A 22,746-nucleotide genomic window follows, 5' to 3' on the forward strand; every position below is an offset into this window, starting at 1 on the left:
CGGTGCGCCGTTCCGGGTGAACTGGTCGTAGAGGCACTAACCGATGGGCGAGGGGTACGCATGACCGACACCGGCCAGGTCCCGGGCGAGGGGCTGCCGGAGAACGCAGGCACGGTGGAGCAGCCGGGCGTCTCCGCGCCCGGTGCGTACGCCTACCTCTCCGAGACCACCGCCGAGGACGAAGACCTGCTGCTGCCCGGCTCCCACGGCGCCTGGGGCAACGAGGTGGCCCCGCCAGCGCCCGAGCCGGTCGTCGAGGCCGTGCACGAGCCGGGCCCGCACGAGCTCTCCGGCCGCGACAGCGGGTCCGTCGACCTCAACGGCGTACGCCTGCCGGGCCCGGCGCCCCGGCGTACGGCGCCCACCCGGCCGATCCCGCCCATCACCCCGCGCCGGCCGCTGCACCTCGGCCCGCCGACCCCCGACACCTCCGCCAGCCCGGTCCGCTCCCTCGCCGACCGCGGCCCCGCGGACGCGCCGGTCAGGCAGCCGGCCCCGGCGACCGCCGGCCCCGAGTACCTCGACGTCGCCCAGCAGGCCGCGCCGGCGCCCCAGGCCGCGGCGCCGTGGGCCGCGCAGGCCCAGGTGGCCCCGGGGGCGAGCCCTGCCGAAACGGTTGTCCCGGCGGCTGCCCCGCAGCCCGGCCCGGTGGACGCCGCCCAGGCCGCCGTGGCCCGCCTCACGACCCAGGCGGCGGGCACGGCACCGGGCGCACCGGCGGTGCCCGAGGCCCAGCCGGTCGCGGAGCCGCAGGTGGAGGCTGTGGCCCAGGACGAGGCGGCGGCTGCCCCGGCCCCGGCTCCGGAGCAGGTGCCGGGGGGCGGCGAGCCCGCCTCGGTGGAGCCTGGCGCCGTCGAGCAGGGCGCCGTGGAGCCGGGCCAGGAATCCGTGGGGGGTGCCGAGGCAGGACCGGAGCAGGTGGCGTCCGCCGCGGGAGCCGCTGCGGAGGCCCAGGCCGAGCCGGTCGCCGAGGCCGGGCAGGCCGAGCAGGCCGCCGCGCCCGAGGCCGAGGGTGTGCCGGTCGAGCAGGCCGGTGCTGCGGAAGCCGCGGCGGCGACCGCGCCCGAGACCGCGCAGAGCGATGCGCCCGAGACCGCGCCGACCGAGACGCCCGAGACCGCGCCGGGTCAGCCCGCCGAGTCCGAGGGCGGCGCGGCCGAGGCGGCCCAGCCGGTCGGCGACGCCACCGAGCAGCCGGCCGAGCCGGTCGCCGCCCAGGCCGAGGCGGCCGATACGGCGGCCGAGCCCGCGCCCGTCGCGGCCGATGCCGTACCGGCTGCCGAGCCGGTTGCCGCCGACGCCGCCCAGAGCGCCGAGGCGGCCCAGCCGGCCGAGCCCGTGGCGACCGAGGCCGCCCAGCCCATTCCCGCCCCGGCGGACGCGGCTGCGGCGGGCGTCGCCCAGGCCTCCGAGGCCGCCGCTCCCGAGGCGCCGCAGGCCGCCGAACTTCCCGCCGAGGCGCAGGCCGCCGAGCCGGCCGTCACCGCCGAGCCGGCCGCCGCCGAGGCCCCGCAGCCGTCCGAGCTGCCCGCCGAGGCGCCGTCGGCCGACGCCGCCGTTGCCGAGACGGCTCAGGCGCCGGAGCAGCCCTCCGCCGAGGCCCAGGCGGCCGACGCCCCGGAGGCGCAGGAGAACGGCGCGGTTCCGCCTGCCGCCGCAGCGCCCGAGGCCCCGGCCACGCCGGAGACCGCGGCAGCGGCCACTGCCGAGGCGCAGCTCCCCGCCACCGATCCGCAGGCCGAGGCACCCGCGGCTCCCGAAGCCGGTGAGCCCGCGGCCGCGTCCGCCGCCCCGGCACCGGAGGCCCCCGAGGCGCCCGCAGCTCAGGCTCCGGAGGAGCACCAGCCGCAGCCCGCAGCGGAGCCGCCCGTGGCCGACCAGCCGACCGCCGAGCAGCCGACCGCCGAGCAGCCGGCCGCCGGGGCGGTTGCCCCCGAGACCGTTGCCCCGGAGGCCGTTGCCCCCGAGGCCCCGCAGCCGCCCGCGCCCGCGGCCCCCGACGAGCCGCAGCCCGCCCAGCCGCTCGCCGCCGAGGCCCCGCTGCCCGCGGAAGCGCCCGCGCAGGCCCCCGAGCCCGCGCAGGCCCCCGAGCACGCGCAGCAGCAGGCCCCCGCCTCCGCCACCCCGGCACAGGCGCCCGAGCCCGCTCCCGCGCAGGCGCCCGAGCCCGCTCCCGCGCCGGCACAGGCGCCCGCCCCCGTCGCGTCCGCGCACCCCGCCGACGCCCCCGTCGCCGGCCTGGGTACCGTCCAGGCTGCCGCTCCCCAGGACGCGTCCGCCGCCGTGCACCCCCCGGTGGCCGCCGCCGCAGCTCAGGAGGCCCCCCTGTCCACCCCGGACGAAGCGGCACAGCCCGCACAGGCCGCCGCGCCCGCCGAAGCCGCCCCCGTCGCGGCCCCCCACGCGGACCCGGCCCCCGCCCCGGCACCGGCCGTGGCCCCGCAGCAGCCGGGCCCCGCCGCGCCGCCCGTGCAGGGCCCGCAGGTGCCGCAGGACGCCGTGCACGCGGCGCCGCTCGCGGCGGTCGACGCGCCCGTCCCCGCACCCGAGGGCCCCGCCGCGGAGGAGTTCGCGGCCCCCGCCGCGCAGCCGGCCCCCTCCGAGACGGCCACCCCGCTGCCCGGGACCGTCGCCGCGGCGCCGCAGCCGGGGCAGCCGATCGGGCAGTTCGTGCCGGTCGAGGGTTCCGTGCCGACGACCCCGCACCTCGCCCCGACGCCGCCGCACCCCCTGACCCTGCCCGCCGAGGAGGCGCCGGCCGCCGCGCAGCCGCAGGCCGTGGCCCCGGTCCCGGCCCCCCGTGAGGCCGAGGCCGACCCCGGCGTCGTCCAGCACGCCGACGACCTGCGGACGAGGGCAGCCGACCAGGAGGACCAGGAGGACGGGCAGACCCCCGGCCTCCCGCAGGCCGCGCCCGTCCCGCAGGCTCAGCCGGCCCCACAGGTCCCGCTGGGAGCGGAGATCCCGCACCCGCAGCTCCCGCAGGACGCCCGGCTCCCGCAGGACGCCCAGCTCCCGCAGGACATCCGGCTCCCGCAGGACCCACAGACCCCGCAAGACCCGCACGAAGAGGGCGACGCCGCTGTGGCAGAAGCACCCGAGTCCACCGGCCCGGCGGCCCCCGGCTACGACGAGGCCGAGCGCGAGGCCGTCCTGAAGGTGATGCGCGAGCGCCGCGACATCCGCAACGGCTTCCGCAAGGACCCCATCCCGCACGAGGTGCTGCTCCGCGTCCTGGAGGCGGCCCACCACGCGCCGTCGGTCGGCCACTCCCAGCCCTGGGACTTCGTCGTCATCCGCTCCGCGGACACCCGCCGCGCGATGCACGAACTGGCGACGCGGCAGCGCGAGGCGTACGCCAAGTCCCTGCCCAAGGGCCGGGCGAAGCAGTTCAAGGAACTGAAGATCGAGGCCATCCTCGACACCCCGGTGAACATCGTCGTCACCGCCGACCCCACCCGCGGCGGCCGCCACACCCTCGGCCGGCACACCCAGCCGCAGATGGCGCCGTACTCGGCCGCGCTCGCCGTGGAGAACCTCTGGCTCGCCGCCCGCGCGGAGGGCCTCGGCGTCGGCTGGGTCAGCTTCTTCGACGAGCGGGAGATGGTCCGCGCGCTGGGCCTGCCCGAGCACCTGGAGGTCATCGCCTACCTGTGCGTCGGGTACGTCGACGAGTTCCCGGACGAGCCCGAGCTGATGCAGGCCGGCTGGTCCAAGCGCCGCCCGCTGTCCTGGGTCGTGCACGAGGAGACGTACGGCCGCCGCGCCCTGCCCGGCGAGGAGCCGCACGACCTGCTCGCCGAGACCGTCGCGCAGATCCGCCCGCTGGACGCCAAGGCGCTCGGCGAGGCCTGGGAGCGGCAGAAGCGGATGACCAAGCCGGCCGGCGCGCTCGGCATGCTGGAGATCATCTCCGCGCAGCTGTGCGGCCTGTCCCGGCAGTGCCCGCCGCCCATCCCGGAGCCCGCCGCCGTCGCCATCTTCGCCGGTGACCACGGGGTGCACGCCCAGGGCGTCACCCCCTGGCCGCAGGAGGTCACCGGTCAGATGGTGGCCAACTTCCTCGGCGGGGGAGCCGTCTGCAACGCCTTCGCGAGCCAGGTCGGCGCCGAGGTGTGCGTCGTCGACGTCGGTGTCGCCGCCGACCTGCCGGCCACGCCGGGCCTGCTGCCGCGCAAGATCCGCGGCGGTACGTCCGACATGACCACCGGCCCCGCGATGACCCGCGAGGAGGCCAAGAAGGCCATCGAGGTCGGCATCGAGACCGCCCGCGACCTGGTGGCGGCCGGCAACAAGGCGCTGCTCACGGGCGAGATGGGCATCGCCAACACCACCGCGTCCGCCGCGCTGATCTCCGTCTTCACCGGCGCCGAGCCGGCCGAGGTCACCGGCCGGGGCACCGGCATCAACGACGAGACGCTGGCCCGCAAGACCGACGTGGTGCGCCGCGCCCTGGAGCTGCACCAGCCCGACCCGGCCGACCCGATCGGCGTCCTCGCGGCCGTCGGCGGCTTCGAGCACGCCGCGATGGTCGGTCTGCTCCTCGGCGGTGCCTCCCTGCGGACGCCGGTCATCCTGGACGGCGTCAGCGCGGGTGCGGCGGCCCTGGTCGCCCGCGCCATCGCGCCCGAGGTGCTCGCCGCCTGCATCGCCGGCCACCGCAGCGCCGAGCCCGGCCATGTCGCCGCGCTCAACAAGCTCGGCCTGCGCCCCCTGGTCGACCTGGACCTGCGCCTCGGCGAGGGCACCGGCGCCCTGCTCGCGCTGCCGCTGGTGCAGTCCACGGCCCGGGCGATGCACGAGGTGGCCACGTTCGACTCGGCGGGCGTCACCGAGAAGTAGGCGACCCGCGCGGGGGTGGTCCGGCGTTCACCTGCCGGACCACCCCTGCCGCCTGCCCCGCCCACCGCCTAAAATCCGCACGTCAGGGCCGCTCCGACGCCGCAGCGCGCCCCACCGCACCGCTGCACGAGGAGCCGTCCCTCATGGCCGAACACCCCGCTTACCCCGTAGGCCTCCGCCTCACCGGCCGTCGCGTGGTCGTGCTCGGCGGCGGCCAGGTCGCCCAGCGCCGGCTGCCCGCCCTGATCGCGGCCGGCGCCGACGTCCACCTGGTCTCCCCGGAGGCCACCCCCTCGGTCGAGGCCATGGCCGACGCCGGCGAGATCACCTGGCACCGGCGCCCCTACCAGGACGGCGACCTCGCCGAGGCCTGGTACGCCCTGATCGCCACCAGCGACGCCGGCGCCAACGCCGCCGCCTCCGCCGAGGCCGAGCGCCACCGCGTGTGGTGCGTGCGCTCCGACGACGCCGACGCGGCGACCGCCTGGACCCCGGCCACCGGGCACAGCGAGGGCGTCACCGTCGCCGTCCTGACCACGAGCGCCCGCGGCCGCGACCCGCGGCACACCGCCGCCATCCGCGACGCCGTCGTGGAGGGCCTGCGCGACGGCACCCTGGTCGCACCCCACCACCGCACCCGCACGCCGGGTGTCGCGCTCGTCGGCGGCGGCCCCGGCGACCCGGACCTGATCACCGTGCGCGGCCGCCGTCTGCTCGCCGAGGCCGACGTCGTCATCGCCGACCGCCTCGGCCCGCGCGACCTGCTCGCCGAGCTGCCCCCGCACGTCGAGGTCATCGACGCGGCGAAGATCCCCTACGGCCGGTTCATGGCCCAGGAGGCCATCAACAACGCGCTGATCGAGCATGCCAAGCAGGGCAAGTCCGTGGTCCGGCTCAAGGGCGGCGACCCGTACGTCTTCGGCCGGGGCATGGAGGAGCTGCACGCGCTCGCCGAGGCTGGCATCCCCTGCACGGTGGTGCCCGGCATCTCCAGCTCCATCTCGGTCCCCGGCGCGGCCGGCATCCCGGTCACCCACCGCGGGGTCGCCCACGAGTTCACCGTGGTCAGCGGCCACGTGGCCCCCGACGACGAGCGCTCCCTGGTCGACTGGCCCTCGCTCGCCAAGCTGACGGGCACCCTGGTGGTCCTCATGGGCGTCGACAAGATCGGGAAGATCGCCGAGACGCTCGTCGCCCACGGCAAGTCCCCCGACACCCCGGTCGCCCTCGTCCAGGAGGGCACCACGGCCGCGCAGCGCCGCGTCGACGCCACCCTGGCGACGGTCGCGGAGACGGTCCGCACCGAGGACGTGAAGCCCCCGGCGGTCATCGTCATCGGCGACGTGGTGAAGGTCGGCCCGACCCCCTGACCCCTGGGCGGCACCCCCCACCCCCCGCCGTTGGCTCCGCACCCGCACGACAAGGCAGTATCACCCCGTGGCCGAACTCATCAGCATCGACGACCCCGACGACCCGCGCCTGCGTGACTACACCGGCCTGACCGACGTCGAGCTGCGCCGCAGACGCGAGCCGGCCGAGGGCCTGTTCATCGCCGAGGGCGAGAAGGTCATCCGCCGGGCCGGGGACGCCGGCTACGCGATGCGCTCGATGCTGCTCTCGGCCAAGTGGGTCGACGTGATGCGCGACGTCATCGACGAGGTCGCGGCGCCCGTGTACACGGTGAGCCCGGAGCTCGCCGAACGGGTCACCGGCTACCACGTCCACCGCGGCGCCCTCGCCTCCATGCAGCGCAAGCCCCTGCCCACGGCGGCCGAGCTGCTGGGGCGCGCCCGCCGCGTCGCGGTGATGGAGTCGGTCAACGACCACACCAACATCGGCGCGATCTTCCGCTCGGCCGCCGCCCTCGGCATGGACGCGGTCCTGCTCTCCCCGGACTGCGCCGACCCGCTGTACCGGCGCAGCGTGAAGGTGTCGATGGGCGCGGTCTTCTCCGTGCCGTACGCCCGCCTGGAGACCTGGCCCTCGGGCCTGGACGCGGTCCGCGCGGCCGGCTTCACGCTGCTCGCCCTCACCCCGGACGAGAAGGCCAAGACGCTCGACGAGACCGCCCCGCACACCATGGACCGGGTGGCGCTCATGCTCGGCGCGGAGGGCGACGGCCTGTCCCGGCGGGCCCTGGCCGCAGCCGACGAGTGGGTCCGCATCCCGATGGCCCACGGCGTGGACTCCCTCAACGTGGGCGCGGCCGCCGCCGTCGCCTTCTACGCGGTGGCGACGGGCCGCCCGCAGCTCTGACGGAGGCGCGCCCGGAGCCGCGGGGCGCCCGCGCTCAGTCCCGGCTCGACGCCGACTCGTACCGCCGGGACATCGGTCCGGCCTCGTCGAGCGGCGTGACCTGCGGCCGTACGCTCTCGTGCGTCCGCCGCACACCGCCGTCGCCGCCGAGCCCGCGGGCGGGGCCCTCGCAGCCCTGGACCAGCGCGATACCGAGGGCCACCAGCAGCGTCACCACGAAGAACACGGTCAGCCGCTGGCGCAGCAGCCTCGGGTTGGCCGGCCGCAGCCTGGTCCCCGTGGTGCGCGGCGCCGGACGTCCGGAACCGCCGCGCGGCGCCGGCCGGCTGCCGCTGCCCGGCCGCCGGCCGTCCCGCGGGGAGGGCGTCGCCCTGCCCGCCGATCGGGAACCGGAGCCGCCACGCGACACCGGGCCCCCGCCGCGCGAGGCGGCACCGCCGCGGGAGGGGCTGTCACCGCGCGAGGGCGTCCCGCCCCGCGCCGCCCCGCCCCGCGACCCCGCACCGCCGCGCGGCAGGGGAGTGCCCGGGCTGCTCGTGGGCCCCTGCGCGCGCCGCTGGGGGCGCTCGGCGTACAGGGTGTCGGCGAGCCGCCCGGTGGGCCGGTCCGCCTCGGCGGAGCGCGGCGCGGGCGGCCGGACGTCGGCCAGGTCCTGCGCCTCACGGGCCGCGATCTCCTTCAGCCGCAGGGACAGCTCCAGCGTGCTGGGCCGCTCCTCGGGGTCCTTCGCCAGACAGGTGCGCACCAGCGGGGCGAGCGCGTCCGGTACGCCGTGCAGCTGCGGCTCCTCGTGCACCACCCGGTACAGCATCACCTCGGAACTGCCGTGCCCGAACGGCGAGTCACCGGTGCACGCGTAGGCGAGGGTCGCCCCCAGCGAGAACACGTCCGTGGCCGGCGTCACCGCGGCGCCACGCACCTGCTCCGGCGCCAGGAAGCCGGGGGAGCCGACCGCCGTCCCGACGTGGGTCAGCGTGGAGGCCCCGGTGGCCCAGGCGATGCCGAAGTCGATGATCCGCGGGCCCTTGGGGGAGAGCAGGATGTTGGAGGGCTTCAGGTCCCGGTGGACCACGCCGGCCTCGTGCACGGCGACCAGCCCCTCCGACAGGGCGGCGCCGATCGCCGCGACGTCGGCCGCGAGCAGCGGGCCCTCGTCGGCGACCTTGTCGTGCAGCGACGGACCGGGCACGTACTGCGTGGCGAACCACGGGCGCTCCGCTTCCAGGTCGGCGGCGACCAGCCGGGCCGTACAGCCGCCGCGGATGCGCCGCGCCGCCGAGACCTCGCGCGCGAACCGCGACCGGAACTCCTGGTCCTCCGCGAGATCGGGCCGGATCACCTTGAGCGCGACCCGCTGTCCCTTGCGGTCGGAGCCCAGGTAGACCACGCCCATCCCGCCCGCGCCGAGCCGTCGGTGAAGCCTGAACGAGCCGACGACGCGCGGGTCCTCGCGCCTCAGGCGCATCATCGCCATGTTCATCCCCGCTGCCCGGTCCGTGTGACGTGGCACAGCTTACGTTTCCGCGGCCGCTCGCGCGCAGAGGCCGCGCCCTCTCGTGCCGAACCGTTGCCCGTCGCGCGCAGGACAGTTGAGGACGGGTCAGAAGCCATGCGGACGCCCCGCTTCCGAGTCGTACGGTTTCCCAACCGCCCGTCCGCGCAGGCCGGTTGATCTTTCCGAAGTCGATCACTCCCGCCCGGCGGTCCCTCCCCGCGTCACCCCGCGCGCGCCGGGGCCGCGGGCGCCGGGAGCGGTCCGCCGGACGCCGGCGACGCGACGCCCTGGGGCGGACGAAGTGATCGAAGTCACCCGGCCGGACCCCCGGCGCGGGGGGCCGTACGGCCAGGGCAAACCCGCCGGGACCGGACGCCCCCTCCGGGAAGACCCCGAGACGGAGGAGGGCGTCTCCACCCAGGGGAGTACGCCGGGGAGGCCGGCTCATCCTCCGGGAGGCCCGGCAATCGGTACGAGGGCATGACGTTCCGGACCCGCCACCGGCCTAGATTTGAGGTCAAGCGGCGGGTGCAGCACTCGTCCCCCGAGGTCACGACACTCGCCGCTGCCAAGACAACCGAGCACGGTCGGGAGAGGGACCATGGCCCACACGGCACCGCGGACGCTGCTCCGCACGCAGGGACGCCTCACGCGCCCCCGCCGCACGGGCCGCCGCCACCCCTTGGTGGCGACGCTGATGGCCCTTCCCCTGGCGGTCCTGCTCCTGCTCGTCTTCGACGGCTGGGAGACAGTGGCCACACAGGCGTCGTCCGTGGGTGTGATGCTGGGGCGCTGAGCGGCGACCCCAGGCCCGGAAGAGCGGTCCGGGCGGGGACATCCATCCATGAAACCCCGTGGGGACGGGGGTGCGGCGGACGGCACAAATGCCGGCGCAGCTGGGGAGCTGCGCCGGCATTGCTTTTCCCCGGGGACGACCCGGCGGCCACCACGCGCGCGTACGGCCCCGTCGTACGCTCACCCCCATGCCCTCCGCCCTCCTCGCCGACCTGACCGCCGCCGCCGGACGGTGGGCCCACCCGGACACCCCCTGCTCCTCCTGTACGGCGTCGGCGCTGGCCGACCGTCCCGACGCCCCCGTCGTCCGGCACGCCGGCACGGTCGCCAAGGCGCACGCCCCGCACACCGAGCCGGCCGCCCTCGCCCCCCGCCTCGCCACGGCCGCCCGGCTCCCCGGGATCCTGCTGCCCCCGCTCACCCCGTCACCGGTCACCCTGCACGGCCGCCTGGTCACCCTGTGGCCGTACGGCACGCCCGTGGACCCCGACGACCCGGACGCCGCGCCCTGGGAGGCCGCCGCCACCCTCCTCGCCCGCCTGCACCGCAGCCCCGTCCCGGACGGCCTGCCCGGGATGCGCGGCCCGGCCAAGGCGGCGGACGCGGTCCGGCGTCTGCGCGCCGCCGTGGAGGCCGCGCCCCCGTCGTCCGCCGGCCCCGCGCGCCCGGTGCTGGACGCCTGGGCCGCTCTGCCCGCCTGGGCCCGGGCCGAGGCCCCCATGCCGGGCCCCCTCGCCCTGTGCCACGGCGACCTGCACCTCGGCCAGCTGGTCCGCCATCCCGCCCCGGCCGGCTCCTGGCGGCTCATCGACGTCGACGACCTCGGCGTGGGCGTGCCGGGCTGGGACCTGGCCCGCCCCGCCGCCTGGTACGCCTGCGGGCTGCTCGCGCCCGAGGACTTCTCCCGCTTCCTCGACGCCTACCGCGCCGCCGGCGGCCCCGCCGTGCCCGCGACCGGCGACGTCTGGGCCGCCCTGGACGTCCCGGCGCGTGCCCTGACCGTGCAGACCGCCGCCCGCGCCCTCACCAAGGCCCTCGCCGCGCGGCGCCCCCTGGACGAGGTGGAGCAGGCGCTCGTCGACGCCTGCGCCCGCATGGACGGCGCACCACCGCAGACGGCGGCGCAGGTCACACCGTAGGGTGCAACCGACCGCGGCCGCACAGTGTCTGTCCTGGCGATACGCGAAGCAGGACCGACCGGCGAGGAGTTGAGCCGACGATACAGTGTCCGAAGTGTCATGCGCCCATGCACACCTACAACCGCAACGGCGTCCAGATCGAGCAGTGCAGCGGCTGCCGGGGGATCTTCCTGGACTACGGCGAGCTGGAGGCGCTGACCCGGCTGGAGTCGCAGTGGTCCCAGCCGGCTCCGCCCCCGCCCGCCCCGCAGGCCTACCCGGCCCCGCCGGCCCCGGCCTGGGGCGCCCCGCACCACGGCGGCCACGGCGGTCACTACGGCCACGGCGGCCACCACCGTCACAAGAGCTTCGGCCACATGCTGTTCTCCAGCTGATCGCGACGAAGCCCCCGGTCGCAGGACCGGGGGCTGTCGGTGTGTGGACGATACTGGGATTGAACCAGTGACCTCTTCCGTGTCAGGGAAGCGCTCTCCCGCTGAGCTAATCGTCCGCGAGACTGTGACCCGTGAGTCACAGAGCGTGCGCGATACTGGGATTGAACCAGTGACCTCTTCCGTGTCAGGGAAGCGCTCTCCCGCTGAGCTAATCGCGCGGGTTCGGATCTTCGAGAAGATCCCCGGACCTCACGAGAAGGTCCAGTGGACGATACTGGGATTGAACCAGTGACCTCTTCCGTGTCAGGGAAGCGCTCTCCCGCTGAGCTAATCGTCCTTGGAGGTGGAGACGGGATTTGAACCCGTGTAGACGGCTTTGCAGGCCGTTGCCTCGCCTCTCGGCCACTCCACCAGGAGTGTAGGGGATCCGGGAAGATCCCTTACTTCCTTCGAGCGGACGACGAGGCTCGAACTCGCGACCTCAACCTTGGCAAGGTTGCGCTCTACCAACTGAGCTACGTCCGCTTGTCGTTTCGGTCCGCTTCCGCGTCCCGGCGACGTGTTGAACTCTAGCGGATTCCTGGGCCAGTACAAAAACGCGTTTGCGCAGCGTGCTGCGCTGCCTCCCCGCGGCGACCTGGCCGGGGCCGCTGCGGCGCCCGTCCCGGGGCACCGCGCGGACAGGCCCGGGCCACCCGCCGGACACCCGCCATAGACTCGGCAGCGTGCTCGAACTCCCCCCGCTCGCCCGGTTCGGCGATCGCCTCGCCACCGGTCTGACCGATGTCACCAGTGATCCCGCGGCCCTGGACTCCTCCGGTTTCTGGGCGGTGGCCGCCGATTTCGAGGGCCGGCTGACGTGCGCCCGTTTCTCCGAGGTGCACCGGGTGCCGGTGCCCGCGCCGGTGCCGGGCGGCTGGCAGGGCCCGGCGGCCGGCGCCTGGTCGTCCTCCCTGGACCGCGCCGCCTACACGGCGGGGGTGGAGCGCATCCGGGAGTACATCGCGGCCGGCGAGGTCTACCAGGCCAACCTGTGCCGGGTGCTCTCCGCTCCGGTCGCGGCCGGGGCCGACGTGGACGCGCTCACCGCGCTGCTGGCACGGGGCAACCCGGCGCCGTACGCCGGAACGATTCGGCTGCCCGGGCACGGGGTGGAGATCGCCACCGCCTCCCCGGAGCTGTTCCTGCGCCGCAGCGGGCGGATCATCGAGTCCGGGCCGATCAAGGGCACCGGCCGGACCGAGGCCGATCTGCTGGCCAAGGACTACGCCGAGAACGTGATGATCGTGGACCTGGTCCGCAACGACATCGGCCGGGTGTGCGCGACGGGCACTGTGACGGTGCCGGACCTGTGCGCGGTGGAGAAGCATCCGGGCCTGGTCCACCTGGTGTCCACGGTGCGCGGTGAGCTGCGCCCCGGCGCCGGCTGGCCGGAGCTGCTGGGGGCGGCGTTCCCGCCGGGCTCGGTCACGGGCGCGCCGAAGTCCAGCGCGCTGCGGATCATCGAGGAGCTGGAGACGGCGCCGCGCGGCCCGTACTGCGGCGGGATCGGCTGGGTGGACGCCGACCGGGGCGCGGGCGAGCTGGCCGTCGGGATACGCACCTTCTGGATCGACCGCGCCGCGGGAATGCTGCGCTTCGGCACGGGCGCCGGGATCACCTGGGGATCGGACCCCGAGGGGGAGTGGTGCGAGACCGAGCTGAAGGCCTCCCGCCTGCTCGCGGTAGCGTCAGGGGCGTACGAGGTGAGTGGAGAGGGACCGACCGCATGACGTGCCGACCCCGGACGGGCGGCCGCGATCAGGTCCCCGGCCCGAAGTTGCGAGGTAGCGACCAGTGAAGATCTGGCTGGACGGCGCGCTGCAGGACGTCGAGTCCGCCCGCGTCTCCGTCTTCGACCACGGGCTGACCGTGGGCGACGGCATCTTCGAGACGGTGAAGGCGGTGGACGGCGCGCCGTTCGCCCTGACCCGCCATCTCGACCGGCTGACCCGCTCCGCGCGCGGCCTCGGCCTGCCCGACCCGGACCACGACGAGGTCCGCCGCGCCTGCACGGCCGTCCTGGCGGCCAACCCGATGCCGCTCGGCCGGCTGCGCATCACCTACACCGGCGGCCACGGCCCCCTCGGCTCCGACCGCGGCGAGCACGGCCCCACCCTGGTCGTCGCCCTCGGCGAGACCACGCGCCGCCCGGACTCCACGGCCGTCGTCACCGTCCCGTGGACCCGCAACGAGCGCGGCGCCCTCACCGGCCTGAAGACGACCTCCTACGCCGAGAACGTCGTCGCCCTCGCCCGCGCCCACGAACAGGGCGCCTCCGAGGCGCTGTTCGCCAACACCGTAGGGCAGCTGTGCGAGGGCACCGGGTCGAACGTCTTCGTCGTGCTCGACGGCGAGATCCACACCCCGCCGGTCGCCTCGGGCTGCCTCGCCGGCATCACCCGGCAGCTGGTGATCGAGTGGACCGGCGCCAAGGAGACCGACCTGCCGCTCGACCTGCTGGAGCGCGCCGAGGAGGTCTTCCTCACCTCCACCCTGCGCGACGTGCAGGCCGTGCACAAGATCGACGGGCGGGAACTGCCCGGAGCCTCCGGCCCGGTGACCGCCAAGGCGATGCGGATCTTCCAGGAGCGCTCCGGGGACGACCTCGACCCGTAGGCCCCGCCGGACGCGGCCCGCCGGCGCCCGGGCGTCCGGGACTTCGGCGGCGGGCCGCCCGATATTCGGCTGACGCGGAAGCGTACGGCGGGTAGAACACCCGTGATGACCACGACACTGCGGCCGACCGAGCCGCTCCAGGCACACGAAGACGGGACCCGTTCGCGCCGCTTCCAGGTGTGTGTGAACGGCCGTCCCGTCGGCGCGATACACCTCGGCACCCACCCCGTCTTCGGCGACGCCGTCGCCCAGCTGCTGGATCTGCGGATCGAGGAACCCGACCGGCGGCGCGGCCGCGCCACGGTGGCGGCGCTCGCCGCCGAGGAGGTCGTCCGCGGCTGGGGCTGCCGGCGGATCGAGGCCACCGTCCCGGCCGACGCCGGCCCCGCCGTCCGCCTCGCCACCGCGCTCGGATACGTGGTGCGCAACCGGAACATGGCCAAGCCGCTCGGCGCCACCCCGCCCCGGCTGCCCGAGGGCGTCGCCGGCCGGCCCATGACGGAGGAGGAGTTCGGGCCCTGGCTGGCCCAGAACAAGAAGGACTACTCCCGCAGCTGGATCCAGCGCGGGGTGCCGGAGGCCGAGGCCCGGGCCAAGTCGGAGACCGATCACGCCCGGCTGCTGCCGGACGGCCTGGCCACCGAGGGCATGGCCGTCAGCGTCCTCGAACACGAGGGGACCCCGGTCGGGACGCTCTGGCTGGCCCTGCGCGAGGACGGCGCCTTCGTCTTCGACGTGGAGGTCGACGCCGCCCACCGCGGCCGGGGGCACGGGCGCTCCCTCATGCTGCTGGCCGAGGCCCAGGCCGTCGCCGCGGGCCGGCGGACGATCGGCCTCAACGTCTTCGCGGGCAACACACCCGCCGAACGGCTCTACGACTCGCTCGGCTACACGACGACGCTGTACGCGGTCTACAAGCAACTGGTGTAGACGGCGGGTGCGGCGTGCGCGGAGGGGCGCGCGAGGCCGCGGGCACGCCGGGCGCACAAGGGAGCGAGGCCGGCGGCGATCGCGGCGGCCGGCCGTGCCGCGCGGCAACGGTGAGCGTGGCCGCCGGCCGTTCCCGCACAAGGGGCCGGTGGGCGCCGGTCAGCCCTGCGGCTGCTCCGCGAGCAGTCGGTCGGCGATCTGCTCGATGCGCTCGCGCAGGCCCTCCTGGCTCTTGCCGCCGTCGAGGCGCTCCCCGCCGATGACGTAGGTCGGGGTGCCCGTCACCCCGATCGCCTTCCCCTCGGCCTGGTCGGCGTCCACGATCAGGATGTGCCGGCCGTCGATCAGCGCGGTGTCGAACTCCTCGGCGTCCAGGCCCAGTTCGCCCGCCACCTCGACGAGGAAGGGCTCGCCCTTGCGGTCCAGCTCCTCGACCCGGCCGAGCACCGCCTCCACGTACGGCCAGCCCTTCCCCTGCACCACGGCCTCCTCGGCGGCCTGCGCCGCGGCGAAGGCGTGCTGGTGCTTCTCCAGCGGGAAGTGGCGCAGCCGCACGTCCAGCCGCTCGCCGTAGCGGGCACGCAGGGCGCGCACGTCGTCGAGGGCGGTGCGGCAGTCGGGGCACTGCAGCTCGCACCACACGTCGAGCACGACGGGGGAGACGTCAGGGGTGGCTGCGGAGGAGGAGTCGCTCATGGGCCCAGTCTCCCACCTGGGGTGGAGGCGACCCGGAGCGCGGGGTGGAGGCGACCCGGAGATCTCCCTGATGTCCGGGGCCGGGGCATGGCCCGCGGGGATCGGGCGGTGCAGGATGGAAGGGACGAACCGACCGCTCGTCGGCCCGACCGAGCCCGCTGGAGGACCGGATGATTGCCGAGACCGTCTGCTCAGCCGTCGCCGCCGCCGGCCTGGGCATCGCGGTGGTCACGGCCTACCGCAAGCGTTACCTCGCCGCCGCCCGCATCGCGGCCTACGCCCTGGTGCCGCTCGGCCTGGTCATGACCGGCGTGGTCCAGTGGGCCGCGGACACCGCCTTCAGCCCCACCGCCTGGGCGGGGGTGGTCGTGCTCGGCGCCGCCTGGGGCCTGTTCGCCACCACCCGCATGATCGAACGCCGGCGCGGCGGGACCCGCGCCGAGCGGAAGGCGGCCCGTTCCGCCCAGCCGGACGCCGTCGCCCCCACTGCTTCCGCCCCGTCCCTCGGACCGGGCACCCGGCAGGCGGGCCGGCCTACGGCCGCGCCCCGGGCGGAGGCCTCCGACGACTTCTCCGACATCGAGGCCATCCTCAAGAAGCACGGCATCTGACCCCGCCCGGTCCGCGCGGACGCCGGTGTGCCGTCCCTGGCCGCCCCTGGGGCGAAACGACACAGTGGGTCCGGGCGTGACCCGAAACGATCACGGTTCGCGCAGGTCATCACGGAATTCGGCGCACACCTGGACTTTCGGTGCGTGTTGATCGCCGAGGGTGGCCCGACTGCGCCATCATCGCCGCGAGATGCTGGACACGACGCAGCCGGACACGACACAGAGCGACGCCGCGCCGCCGCAGGAAGAGCCGCGCGGCTGCCTCTTCGCCCTTTCCCAGCCACCGCTGATGATCTTCCTTGCGGTGATCGGGTGTCTGCTGCTCATGGCTTCGTTGCACGACCTGCTGTTGCTGTGAGCCGTACCCGTGGAGCCCGGCGTCACCCGCCGGGCCTCACGACCGCCGGACCGGCCGCCCCGTGCAGGAACAGCCGCCTCGTGTCAGCCCGCCGCCTCCTTGCGGCGCGCCCGGTAGGCCGCCACGTGCAGACGGTTGCCGCAGGTGCGGCTGTCGCAGTACCGGCGCGACCGGTTGCGCGAGAGATCCACGAAGGCCCGCCGGCAGTCCGGCGCCTCGCAGCGCCTGAGCCGCTCCTGCTCACCGGCCACCACGAAGAACGCCAGCGCCATCCCGCAGTCGGCCGCCAGGTGGTCGGCGATCGACGCGCCCGGCGCGAAGTAGTGCACATGCCAGTCGTAGCCGTCGTGGTCAGTCAGCCGCGGGGTGGTCCCGGCGGCGGCGATCAGCTCGTTGATCATGCCGGCCGCGCGGCGCGGGTCCTGCGCGGCGAAGATCCCGGCGAACCGGCCCCGGATCTTGCGCACGGCCGAGAGATCGAACTCCGACAGCACCCCGACCTCGCTGATCTGGTGCTTTCGGACGAACTCCTCGAGTGCGGCGACGTCCGGCAGCCCGTCCGGCGCCGTGTCGTCCTCCGGTGCGGTGTTCACCAGATCCACCACGGCGTCGAGGGCGCACCGGGTGTCGTGGGTGATCAGCACGTTTCGCTCCCTGGCCTGGGGGTCGGGCGGGCGCCCGCGGATGCTGGCCGATGGTAATGGCTCCCGACGGCAGCGCACCGGCGGTCTCCGGTCCGTGGATGACCGTAGAACGCCGTGCGGTACGCCAACGTTCCCGGGCGAACGCGGGGAGTGAGCGGCGCCCCACACACGGGCACGCCGACGCCGCCCGGGCAGCGCACTGCTCAGGCGACGTCGGCGTATGCCCTATGCGGTTGTCCGGGCCCGAGCCGTCTCCCCGAGTGGACGGCGCCGGGCTGCTTGGTGAGGGCCTCGGCCTAGCTTTCCGCCAGGATGTGGGAGAGCTCCTTGTCGAGATCGAAATGGCGGTGCTCCGTGCCGGGAGGCACGGCGGCGTCCGTCCGCTTCAGGAACGACTCCAGAGCCCGCGCCGGGGCCTCGAGCAGGGCTTCCCCCTCCGGGGAGCTGAGGGCGATGCAGACCACGCCCTGACCGTGACTGCGCGACGGCCAGACGCGGACGTCGCCGGTGCCGGTGGGTCGGTGAAGCCCCTCGGCGAGGAGGTCGCGGGCGAACACCCACTCGACGGTCTCCTCGGCTCCGGTGTGGAAGGTGGCGTGCACGGCGTAGGGGTCGGCCGTGTCGTACCGCAGGCCTGCGGGGACAGGCAGGGAGGACTCGCTCGACACAACGAGGCGCAGGTGCAGCTCGCAGCTGACCGTGGTGTTCATAAGCGCCAGGGCCTTTCGCTCAGTGTGCGCTCGGGGATTCGCACGTCGGCGAAATCGACATGCCACCTACGGTGCCGTTGTAAACCCCTCTGAGGGTTTTGCGTCTCTTTACGTAACTCTTCCGGCGGAGAGATCTTCGCGAACTACGGCCATTCCGGTGACTGGTTTCCTTCCGGTAAAGTTTCTCCGTATGAATACGGGGAGTGACGAGCCGGGCGAGGTTGCCGTGGCAGCAGACGGCGAGAAGCCGGGCGGGGCGCAGGCGAACGACCAGAAGCAGGGGCTGGGCTCGCGGGCGCCGGAATTCATCAAGTCCCGCCGCATGCTCCATCTGAGCTGGCAGGTGGGCGTCTTCGTGGTCGGGCTCGCGGTCGTGGTGGCCGGCGTGATCATGCTGCCGCTGCCCGGGCCGGGCTGGGTCGTGATCTTCGGCGGCATGGCGATCTGGGCGACCGAGTTCGTCTGGGCACAGCTCGTGCTGCGCTGGACGAAACGGAAGGTGACCGAGGCGGCCCACCGGGCGCTCGATCCCAAGGTGCGGCGGCGCAACATCACGCTTACGGTCATCGGTGTGGTGATCGTGGCCGCGCTGGTCGCCGTCTACGTGTGGAAGTTCGGCTTCGTGATGCCGTGGAAGATCGAGAACCAGTGACGGGTCGGGCGGGCGCGGGCCGCCCGGGGCGGCCGGGGGTGGTCACAGGCACCCCCTGACATGGGGTAATGTTCTTCCTGCGCCCGGGCGATTAGCTCAGTGGGAGAGCGCTTCGTTCACACCGAAGAGGTCACTGGTTCGAACCCAGTATCGCCCACCCGGACCACCGGCCCACCTGCGACAACGCAGGTGGGCCGGTGGCGTTTGCGCCGCAGGCGCGCGGCGGTGCGCGTACGGCCCCGGATCGGCGGCCGCGAGGTCCGGCCCCCGGCCGGGCGCGAGACGCTCCCGCCGCGGTGCGGCCCGGTCGGTTACGCCGACGGGCGTGCCCGGCCCGCCCCTGAAGAGCGCAGGGCGGCACCGCCGGGGGAGTGGCCGACCCCCCTCCACGACGCCCGGTCTCCCTCCGCCTCACGAGGCCGTACGGGCCCCGTCATCCTGATGGCGGGGGCTACGGTGAGCCTCTGCCGAAAGGCCGCGTTGCGGCGCGATGCGCCCCCGGCGTCAGGTCGTCTCCGCACGCCACCTGCGGCGCCGCCGACGCCCAGCTGGCAGGGGGCGGGCCGTACCCACCGACCTGCCGATGCGCCAGGCGGTTCGCCCCCGCCGCGAGGCACCGGTGCGCCGCCCGCGGACGGTACCCAGGGGCGGGGTTGGCGGGGTTCTGTTCCGGGAGGCCGCTCGTGCCCCGCCTGGGCCCGGCCAACGACGGGTCGCTGAGGCGAACTGCTGGTGTTGGTCGCGGGCGGCCCTGCCCGGCCCTGTGACGGAGGATCGCCGGAAGGCGCTGGCCGGCCTCGCCATCCCCTGCTCGGCCGCATCTTGAGCCTCTGCGAGCCGGCGCTCTGCGATACCCGTCTCCTGGCGTGTACATCACGCGGCACAGTGACTCCTCACGCAGGGTTACGGCGGTCCGGCGACGTGGGAGCTACCACGCCCGCGTTTCCGCTGCTGGGAGCGCTTCCGCGGCCCGCTGGACGGTCTCGGCGGGGTTGCCGACCAGGCCCTGGCTCCAAGGCGCTCCCCGCCTCGCCCTGAGCAACCGCCTGCCCCCGCCCGCTGCCATGCTGACCTTGCCGCTGCGGAGCCGTAGGCCCCCGTCGATGACCCCTCGACGCCGGCCCACCCCCAGACGGAACCCACACCCTGGCCCCGCCCCCGAAGCCTCCGGCAACTTCCCGCCACCCCCACCTTCCTCCCGACCCCCCGCCCCCCGTTCGGCCCTCCGAACCCACGCACCCCCACCTGCGCCTTTCCCTCGCCCACCCGTCTCGCCGCCTCGCCGTCCCCCCGCCAACCGCCGGAGGCCCCCGCAGAAATTCCTGTCCGAATCATTGACGCACCCCCAGCCCCTCCGTACCTTGTGCCAGCAAGCGCTTACTTGAAACGATTCACGAGGCGGCGAGCACGCTGCGGGGAGGGCCCGATCATGGGAACCGGCAACATTGACAGGCGCACGATCCTCAGGGCGGCCGGCGCCTCGATGGCCACGCTGGGGCTGGCCGCGACCACCGGCTGCGGCGGCGGGGACGGTACCGCGGCCGACGGAAAGGTGACGATCCGTTACTCCTGGTGGGGGGCCGACGAGCGCGCCAAGCGGATCAACCAGTCCATCGCACTCTTCGAGAAGAAGTATCCGAAGATCAAGGTGAAGACCGACTTCCAGGACTATGTGTCTTTCTGGGAGAAGTTCCAGACCCAGGCCGCGGGCGGAAATCCGCCGGACGTTTTCCAGAACTCCGTTGCATTTCTTAGGAAGTACGACAAGCGCGGCGTGCTGCTGGACCTCAAGTCCCAGATAGACGCAGGCAATCTGAGGGTCAGTAACTTCCGCGAGGGCGTCGTCTCCGTCGGCGAGGTGGACGGCAAGCAGCTGGCGATCCCGGTCGGCTCCAACACCATGGCGCTGGTCATCGACAAGAAGCTGTTCCGGAAGGCCGGCGTCGAGCCCGAGCAGGGCTGGACCTGGGACGAGTACTTCAAGGCCCTGAAGACCATCCACGACAAGACGAAGGTGCCCGGCGACACCGGCTACTTCGCCATCATGTACCTCTACGACCTCTACCTGCGGCAGAACGGCAAGGCCTTCTTCACCAAGGACGGACTCGGCTTCGACCGGGCCGACCTGACGGAGTGGTGGACGGACGCCTACAACCGCGTGAAGGCCGGCATCATCACCAGCCCGAAGATCGTCGAACAGGACAAGCCGAAGTCCTCGGTGACCGCCGGCCACGGCGCCTCGGAATTCACCTGGGACAACTTCACCGTGCGCTACACCGCCGAGGGCGACAGCGACTACGGCCTCGCCCCGATCCCCACCACGGACGGCAAGCAGACCGGGCAGTACCTGGCCTCCCTGATGCTCAGCGCCTCCGCCCGCACCAAACACCCGAAGGAGGTCGCGCAGTTCATCGACTTCATGGTCCACGACCCCGAGGTCGGCAAGATCATGGGCTACGACCGCGGCATCCTCGCCAGCACCGAGCAGTACCGGGCGTACCGGCCGACCGACCCGGTCAGCAAGGAGATCGCCCAGTACGAGGAGGACACCGCGAAGGCCGGCGTCCTCGGCACGATCACCCCGCACCCGTCGGGTGCCGACACCGTCGAGTCCGCGTTCCTGCGCATCGGCGGTGACATGGCCCAGGGCAAGACCAAGGTCCCGGACGCGGTGAAGCAGTTCTTCTCCGAGGCCGAGGCCGCCTTCCAGGCCTGATACGGACCTCACCGGAATTCGATGGGAACCGCCGTGACGCTCGTCAAGGACTCACCGCTCGACACCCGGAAGGTCCGCTCCGCCGCCCCCGCCGCCGCCAAGCGGCGGGGCCGCCGGGAGAACCTCGCCGGATACCTGTTCATGTCCCCGTGGATCGCGGGCTTCCTGCTCCTGACCGCGGGCCCCATGGTCGCCTCGCTGTACTTCGCCTTCACCGACTACAACCTCTTCGCCTCCCCGAAGTGGATCGGCTTCGACAACTTCACCCGGATGTTCGACGACCCGCGGTGGCAGAAGTCGGTGGAGGTGACCGCGAAGTACGTCGTCATCGGGACCCCGCTGAAGCTGCTGCTCGCCCTCGGCGTCGCGCTGCTGCTCGCGCAGAGCCGGCGCGGCCAGGCCTTCTACCGGGCCGCCTTCTACGCCCCGTCGCTGATCGGCGCGAGCGTGTCCGTCGGCTTCGTGTGGCGGGCACTGTTCTCCGACGACGCCGTCGTGGACCGCGGTCTGTCCCTGTTCGGCGTGCACATCGGCGGCTGGGTCGGCAACCCGGACTGGATCCTGTACTGCCTGGTCGCCCTCACGGTGTGGCAGTTCGGCGCCCCCATGGTGATCTTCCTGGCGGGGCTGAAGCAGGTGCCGAGGGAGCTGTACGAGGCGGCGCAGATGGACGGCGCCGGGCGGCTGCGGCAGTTCTGGAACATCACCCTGCCGATGATCTCCCCGGTGCTCTTCTTCAACGTGCTGCTGGAGACCATCCACTCCTTCCAGATCTTCGGTTCCGCCTACGTCGTCTCCAACACGCAGTGCGGTCCCGCCGACGCCACCCTCGTCTACACCTGCTACCTGTACCAGAAGGGCTTCAAGGAGTCCCAGATGGGCTTCGCCTCGGCGATGGCCTGGATGCTGCTGCTCGCGGTGGCCCTGGTGACGGCCGTGCTGTTCTGGTCGCAGAAGAAGTGGGTGCACTACGCGGAGGACGCCCGATGAGCGCCACCACTCCCACCGTCCACAAGTCCTCCGGCCTCGGGCGCCGGCGCACCGGATCACTCGTCTGGCACGTGGGGGCCCTGCTGGTCCTCGCGGTCGTCCTGTACCCCGTGGTCTGGGTGATCGGCGCCTCCTTCAAGCCCAGCCGGGACATCATCGGCAGCCTGGAGCTGTTCCCCGGGAGCCCGATCCTGGACAACTTCAAGGGCCTGGCCGACGGCATCGCCGACATCTCGATCTGGACGTTCTTCCAGAACTCCCTCCTCTACGCGCTCGGCTCGGTCGCCGGCATCCTCATCTCCTGCTCGCTGACCGCCTACGCCTTCGCCAAGATCCGCTTCGCCGGGCGGAACCTGCTGTTCAGCCTGATGATCGGCACCCTGCTGCTGCCGTACCACGTGCTGCTCATCCCGCAGTACGTGATGTTCCAGAAGCTGGAGCTGATCAACACCTATGTGCCGCTGCTGCTCGGCAAGTACCTCGCGACGGAGGCGTTCTTCGTCTTCCTGATGGTGCAGTTCATGCGGAACCTGCCGCGCGAGCTGGACGAGGCGGCCCGCATCGACGGCTGCGGCCATCTGCGGATCTACTGGTCGATCGTGCTGCCGCTGTGCCGGCCCGCGCTCATCACCAGCGCGATCTTCACCTTCATCAACGCCTGGAACGACTTCATGGGCCCGCTGATCTACCTCAACGAGCCCGGCAAGTACACCGTCTCGCTCGGCATGATGATGTTCCGCGACCAGGAGAGCGTCGCCAACTACGGCGGCATGATCGCCATGTCCCTGGTGGCGCTGCTGCCGGTGCTGCTGTTCTTCCTCGCCTTCCAGCGCTACCTCATCGACGGCATGGCGACCTCCGGACTGAAGGGCTGAGGCGG

19 protein-coding genes and 6 tRNA genes are annotated in these 22,746 nt (G+C 73.9%); 16 read left to right on the forward strand and 9 right to left on the reverse strand.

Translation table 11 applies throughout. The annotated features are described in order from the left end of the window. Nucleotides 1-60 precede the first annotated feature (60 nt). The 3 genes from cobT to ACF1AL_RS13955 all read left to right on the forward strand — a co-directional run bounded on the left by cobT (nt 61) and on the right by ACF1AL_RS13955 (nt 7,098). On the forward strand, nt 61-4,842 hold the full coding sequence (cobT, locus tag ACF1AL_RS13945; RefSeq protein ID WP_391825994.1) for a nicotinate-nucleotide--dimethylbenzimidazole phosphoribosyltransferase: 4,782 nt from the start codon (nt 61-63) through the stop codon (nt 4,840-4,842). Nucleotides 4,843-4,985: 143 nt separating this feature from the next. Next, on the forward strand, nt 4,986-6,212 hold the full coding sequence (cobA, locus tag ACF1AL_RS13950; protein WP_386420206.1) for a uroporphyrinogen-III C-methyltransferase: 1,227 nt from the start codon (nt 4,986-4,988) through the stop codon (nt 6,210-6,212). 67 nt (nt 6,213-6,279) lie between these two features. After that, nucleotides 6,280-7,098 carry a TrmH family RNA methyltransferase gene (locus ACF1AL_RS13955; RefSeq protein WP_391825995.1) on the forward strand — a complete coding sequence of 273 codons (819 nt, stop codon included), beginning with the start codon at nt 6,280-6,282 and terminating at the stop codon, nt 7,096-7,098. A gap of 34 nt (nt 7,099-7,132) precedes the next feature. Here ACF1AL_RS13955 and ACF1AL_RS13960 read toward each other — a convergent pair whose 3' ends face one another. Next, nucleotides 7,133-8,578: a serine/threonine-protein kinase gene (locus ACF1AL_RS13960; protein WP_391825996.1), complete on the reverse strand. Its 1,446-nt coding sequence runs from the start codon at nt 8,576-8,578 to the stop codon at nt 7,133-7,135. A 616-nt stretch (nt 8,579-9,194) separates the two neighbouring features. Between ACF1AL_RS13960 and ACF1AL_RS13965 the strand changes: the two genes are divergently transcribed. The 3 genes from ACF1AL_RS13965 (at nt 9,195) to ACF1AL_RS13975 (ending at nt 10,901) form a co-directional block, all read left to right on the forward strand. After that, nucleotides 9,195-9,389: a hypothetical protein gene (locus tag ACF1AL_RS13965; RefSeq protein ID WP_366838821.1), complete on the forward strand. Its 195-nt coding sequence runs from the start codon at nt 9,195-9,197 to the stop codon at nt 9,387-9,389. 187 nt (nt 9,390-9,576) lie between these two features. Further along, nucleotides 9,577-10,527 carry a phosphotransferase family protein gene (locus tag ACF1AL_RS13970; protein ID WP_391825997.1) on the forward strand — a complete coding sequence of 317 codons (951 nt, stop codon included), beginning with the start codon at nt 9,577-9,579 and terminating at the stop codon, nt 10,525-10,527. 107 nt (nt 10,528-10,634) lie between these two features. Then, nucleotides 10,635-10,901, forward strand: coding sequence for a zf-TFIIB domain-containing protein (locus ACF1AL_RS13975; protein ID WP_391825998.1), 267 nt, complete (start codon nt 10,635-10,637; stop codon nt 10,899-10,901). Nucleotides 10,902-10,945: 44 nt separating this feature from the next. Here the strand turns inward: ACF1AL_RS13975 and ACF1AL_RS13980 are convergent. From ACF1AL_RS13980 to ACF1AL_RS14000, 5 genes are all read right to left on the reverse strand, one after another. Then, nucleotides 10,946-11,017: transfer RNA gene (locus ACF1AL_RS13980), tRNA-Val, on the reverse strand. Between the two features lie 30 nt (nt 11,018-11,047). Then, nucleotides 11,048-11,119 (reverse strand) — tRNA-Val (locus tag ACF1AL_RS13985). Between the two features lie 47 nt (nt 11,120-11,166). Continuing rightward, nucleotides 11,167-11,238 (reverse strand) — tRNA-Val (locus tag ACF1AL_RS13990). A 1-nt stretch (nt 11,239) separates the two neighbouring features. Next, nucleotides 11,240-11,313: transfer RNA gene (locus ACF1AL_RS13995), tRNA-Cys, on the reverse strand. 40 nt (nt 11,314-11,353) lie between these two features. Next, nucleotides 11,354-11,426: transfer RNA gene (locus tag ACF1AL_RS14000), tRNA-Gly, on the reverse strand. A 200-nt stretch (nt 11,427-11,626) separates the two neighbouring features. Between ACF1AL_RS14000 and ACF1AL_RS14005 the strand changes: the two genes are divergently transcribed. The 3 genes from ACF1AL_RS14005 (at nt 11,627) to ACF1AL_RS14015 (ending at nt 14,489) form a co-directional block, all read left to right on the forward strand. Next, a complete protein-coding gene (locus tag ACF1AL_RS14005; protein ID WP_391825999.1) occupies nt 11,627-12,673 on the forward strand; it encodes a chorismate-binding protein in 1,047 nt (348 codons plus the stop codon). Nucleotides 12,674-12,737: 64 nt separating this feature from the next. After that, a complete protein-coding gene (locus tag ACF1AL_RS14010; protein ID WP_391826000.1) occupies nt 12,738-13,559 on the forward strand; it encodes an aminotransferase class IV in 822 nt (273 codons plus the stop codon). A 105-nt stretch (nt 13,560-13,664) separates the two neighbouring features. Beyond that, on the forward strand, nt 13,665-14,489 hold the full coding sequence (locus tag ACF1AL_RS14015) for a GNAT family N-acetyltransferase (protein ID WP_391826001.1): 825 nt from the start codon (nt 13,665-13,667) through the stop codon (nt 14,487-14,489). A gap of 159 nt (nt 14,490-14,648) precedes the next feature. Here the strand turns inward: ACF1AL_RS14015 and ACF1AL_RS14020 are convergent, their stop codons facing one another. Continuing rightward, on the reverse strand, nt 14,649-15,185 hold the full coding sequence (locus ACF1AL_RS14020; RefSeq protein ID WP_391705483.1) for a DsbA family protein: 537 nt from the start codon (nt 15,183-15,185) through the stop codon (nt 14,649-14,651). 170 nt (nt 15,186-15,355) lie between these two features. On the opposite strand from ACF1AL_RS14020, the gene ACF1AL_RS14025 reads away from it, so the two are divergent. Then, nucleotides 15,356-15,796: a hypothetical protein gene (locus ACF1AL_RS14025; protein ID WP_384206351.1), complete on the forward strand. Its 441-nt coding sequence runs from the start codon at nt 15,356-15,358 to the stop codon at nt 15,794-15,796. 190 nt (nt 15,797-15,986) lie between these two features. Next, nucleotides 15,987-16,154 (forward strand): hypothetical protein, encoded by a 168-nt coding sequence (locus ACF1AL_RS14030; RefSeq protein WP_366838813.1) that lies wholly within the window; start codon nt 15,987-15,989, stop codon nt 16,152-16,154. An 83-nt stretch (nt 16,155-16,237) separates the two neighbouring features. Here ACF1AL_RS14030 and ACF1AL_RS14035 read toward each other — a convergent pair whose 3' ends face one another. Further along, a complete protein-coding gene (locus ACF1AL_RS14035; protein WP_366838812.1) occupies nt 16,238-16,798 on the reverse strand; it encodes a CGNR zinc finger domain-containing protein in 561 nt (186 codons plus the stop codon). Nucleotides 16,799-17,094: 296 nt separating this feature from the next. Further along, complete coding sequence (locus ACF1AL_RS14040) at nt 17,095-17,508, reverse strand: SsgA family sporulation/cell division regulator (protein WP_030011909.1); 414 nt, start codon at nt 17,506-17,508, stop codon at nt 17,095-17,097. Between the two features lie 190 nt (nt 17,509-17,698). Between ACF1AL_RS14040 and ACF1AL_RS14045 the strand changes: the two genes are divergently transcribed. From ACF1AL_RS14045 to ACF1AL_RS14065, 5 genes are all read left to right on the forward strand, one after another. Continuing rightward, on the forward strand, nt 17,699-18,160 hold the full coding sequence (locus tag ACF1AL_RS14045; protein WP_391705480.1) for a TIGR02611 family protein: 462 nt from the start codon (nt 17,699-17,701) through the stop codon (nt 18,158-18,160). 85 nt (nt 18,161-18,245) lie between these two features. After that, nucleotides 18,246-18,317, forward strand: a tRNA-Val gene (locus tag ACF1AL_RS14050). A 1,272-nt stretch (nt 18,318-19,589) separates the two neighbouring features. Continuing rightward, nucleotides 19,590-20,876, forward strand: a complete 1,287-nt coding sequence (locus tag ACF1AL_RS14055; RefSeq protein WP_391826002.1) for an ABC transporter substrate-binding protein — start codon at nt 19,590-19,592, stop codon at nt 20,874-20,876. Between the two features lie 21 nt (nt 20,877-20,897). Then, nucleotides 20,898-21,866 carry a carbohydrate ABC transporter permease gene (locus tag ACF1AL_RS14060; RefSeq protein WP_386912874.1) on the forward strand — a complete coding sequence of 323 codons (969 nt, stop codon included), beginning with the start codon at nt 20,898-20,900 and terminating at the stop codon, nt 21,864-21,866. Continuing rightward, on the forward strand, nt 21,863-22,741 hold the full coding sequence (locus ACF1AL_RS14065) for a carbohydrate ABC transporter permease (RefSeq protein ID WP_384206358.1): 879 nt from the start codon (nt 21,863-21,865) through the stop codon (nt 22,739-22,741). The genes ACF1AL_RS14060 and ACF1AL_RS14065 overlap by 4 nt, the downstream gene beginning before the upstream one ends. Nucleotides 22,742-22,746: the final 5 nt, after the last annotated feature.

The sequence above is a fragment of the Streptomyces sp. NPDC014801 genome (assembly GCF_043082085.1).
Taxonomy (GTDB): Bacteria; Actinomycetota; Actinomycetes; order Streptomycetales; family Streptomycetaceae; genus Streptomyces.

Coding starts and splice junctions, on each gene's coding strand:
- cobT (WP_391825994.1), top strand. CDS start 61: ATGACCGACACCGGCCAGGTCCCGGGCGAGGGGCTGCCGGAGAACGCA.
- cobA (WP_386420206.1), top strand. CDS start 4,986: ATGGCCGAACACCCCGCTTACCCCGTAGGCCTCCGCCTCACCGGCCGT.
- ACF1AL_RS13960 (WP_391825996.1), bottom strand. CDS start 8,578: ATGAACATGGCGATGATGCGCCTGAGGCGCGAGGACCCGCGCGTCGTC.
- ACF1AL_RS13965 (WP_366838821.1), top strand. CDS start 9,195: ATGGCCCACACGGCACCGCGGACGCTGCTCCGCACGCAGGGACGCCTC.
- ACF1AL_RS13970 (WP_391825997.1), top strand. CDS start 9,577: ATGCCCTCCGCCCTCCTCGCCGACCTGACCGCCGCCGCCGGACGGTGG.
- ACF1AL_RS13975 (WP_391825998.1), top strand. CDS start 10,635: ATGCACACCTACAACCGCAACGGCGTCCAGATCGAGCAGTGCAGCGGC.
- ACF1AL_RS14015 (WP_391826001.1), top strand. CDS start 13,665: ATGACCACGACACTGCGGCCGACCGAGCCGCTCCAGGCACACGAAGAC.
- ACF1AL_RS14020 (WP_391705483.1), bottom strand. CDS start 15,185: ATGAGCGACTCCTCCTCCGCAGCCACCCCTGACGTCTCCCCCGTCGTG.
- ACF1AL_RS14025 (WP_384206351.1), top strand. CDS start 15,356: ATGATTGCCGAGACCGTCTGCTCAGCCGTCGCCGCCGCCGGCCTGGGC.
- ACF1AL_RS14030 (WP_366838813.1), top strand. CDS start 15,987: ATGCTGGACACGACGCAGCCGGACACGACACAGAGCGACGCCGCGCCG.
- ACF1AL_RS14040 (WP_030011909.1), bottom strand. CDS start 17,508: ATGAACACCACGGTCAGCTGCGAGCTGCACCTGCGCCTCGTTGTGTCG.
- ACF1AL_RS14045 (WP_391705480.1), top strand. CDS start 17,699: ATGAATACGGGGAGTGACGAGCCGGGCGAGGTTGCCGTGGCAGCAGAC.
- ACF1AL_RS14055 (WP_391826002.1), top strand. CDS start 19,590: ATGGGAACCGGCAACATTGACAGGCGCACGATCCTCAGGGCGGCCGGC.
- ACF1AL_RS14060 (WP_386912874.1), top strand. CDS start 20,898: ATGGGAACCGCCGTGACGCTCGTCAAGGACTCACCGCTCGACACCCGG.
- ACF1AL_RS14065 (WP_384206358.1), top strand. CDS start 21,863: ATGAGCGCCACCACTCCCACCGTCCACAAGTCCTCCGGCCTCGGGCGC.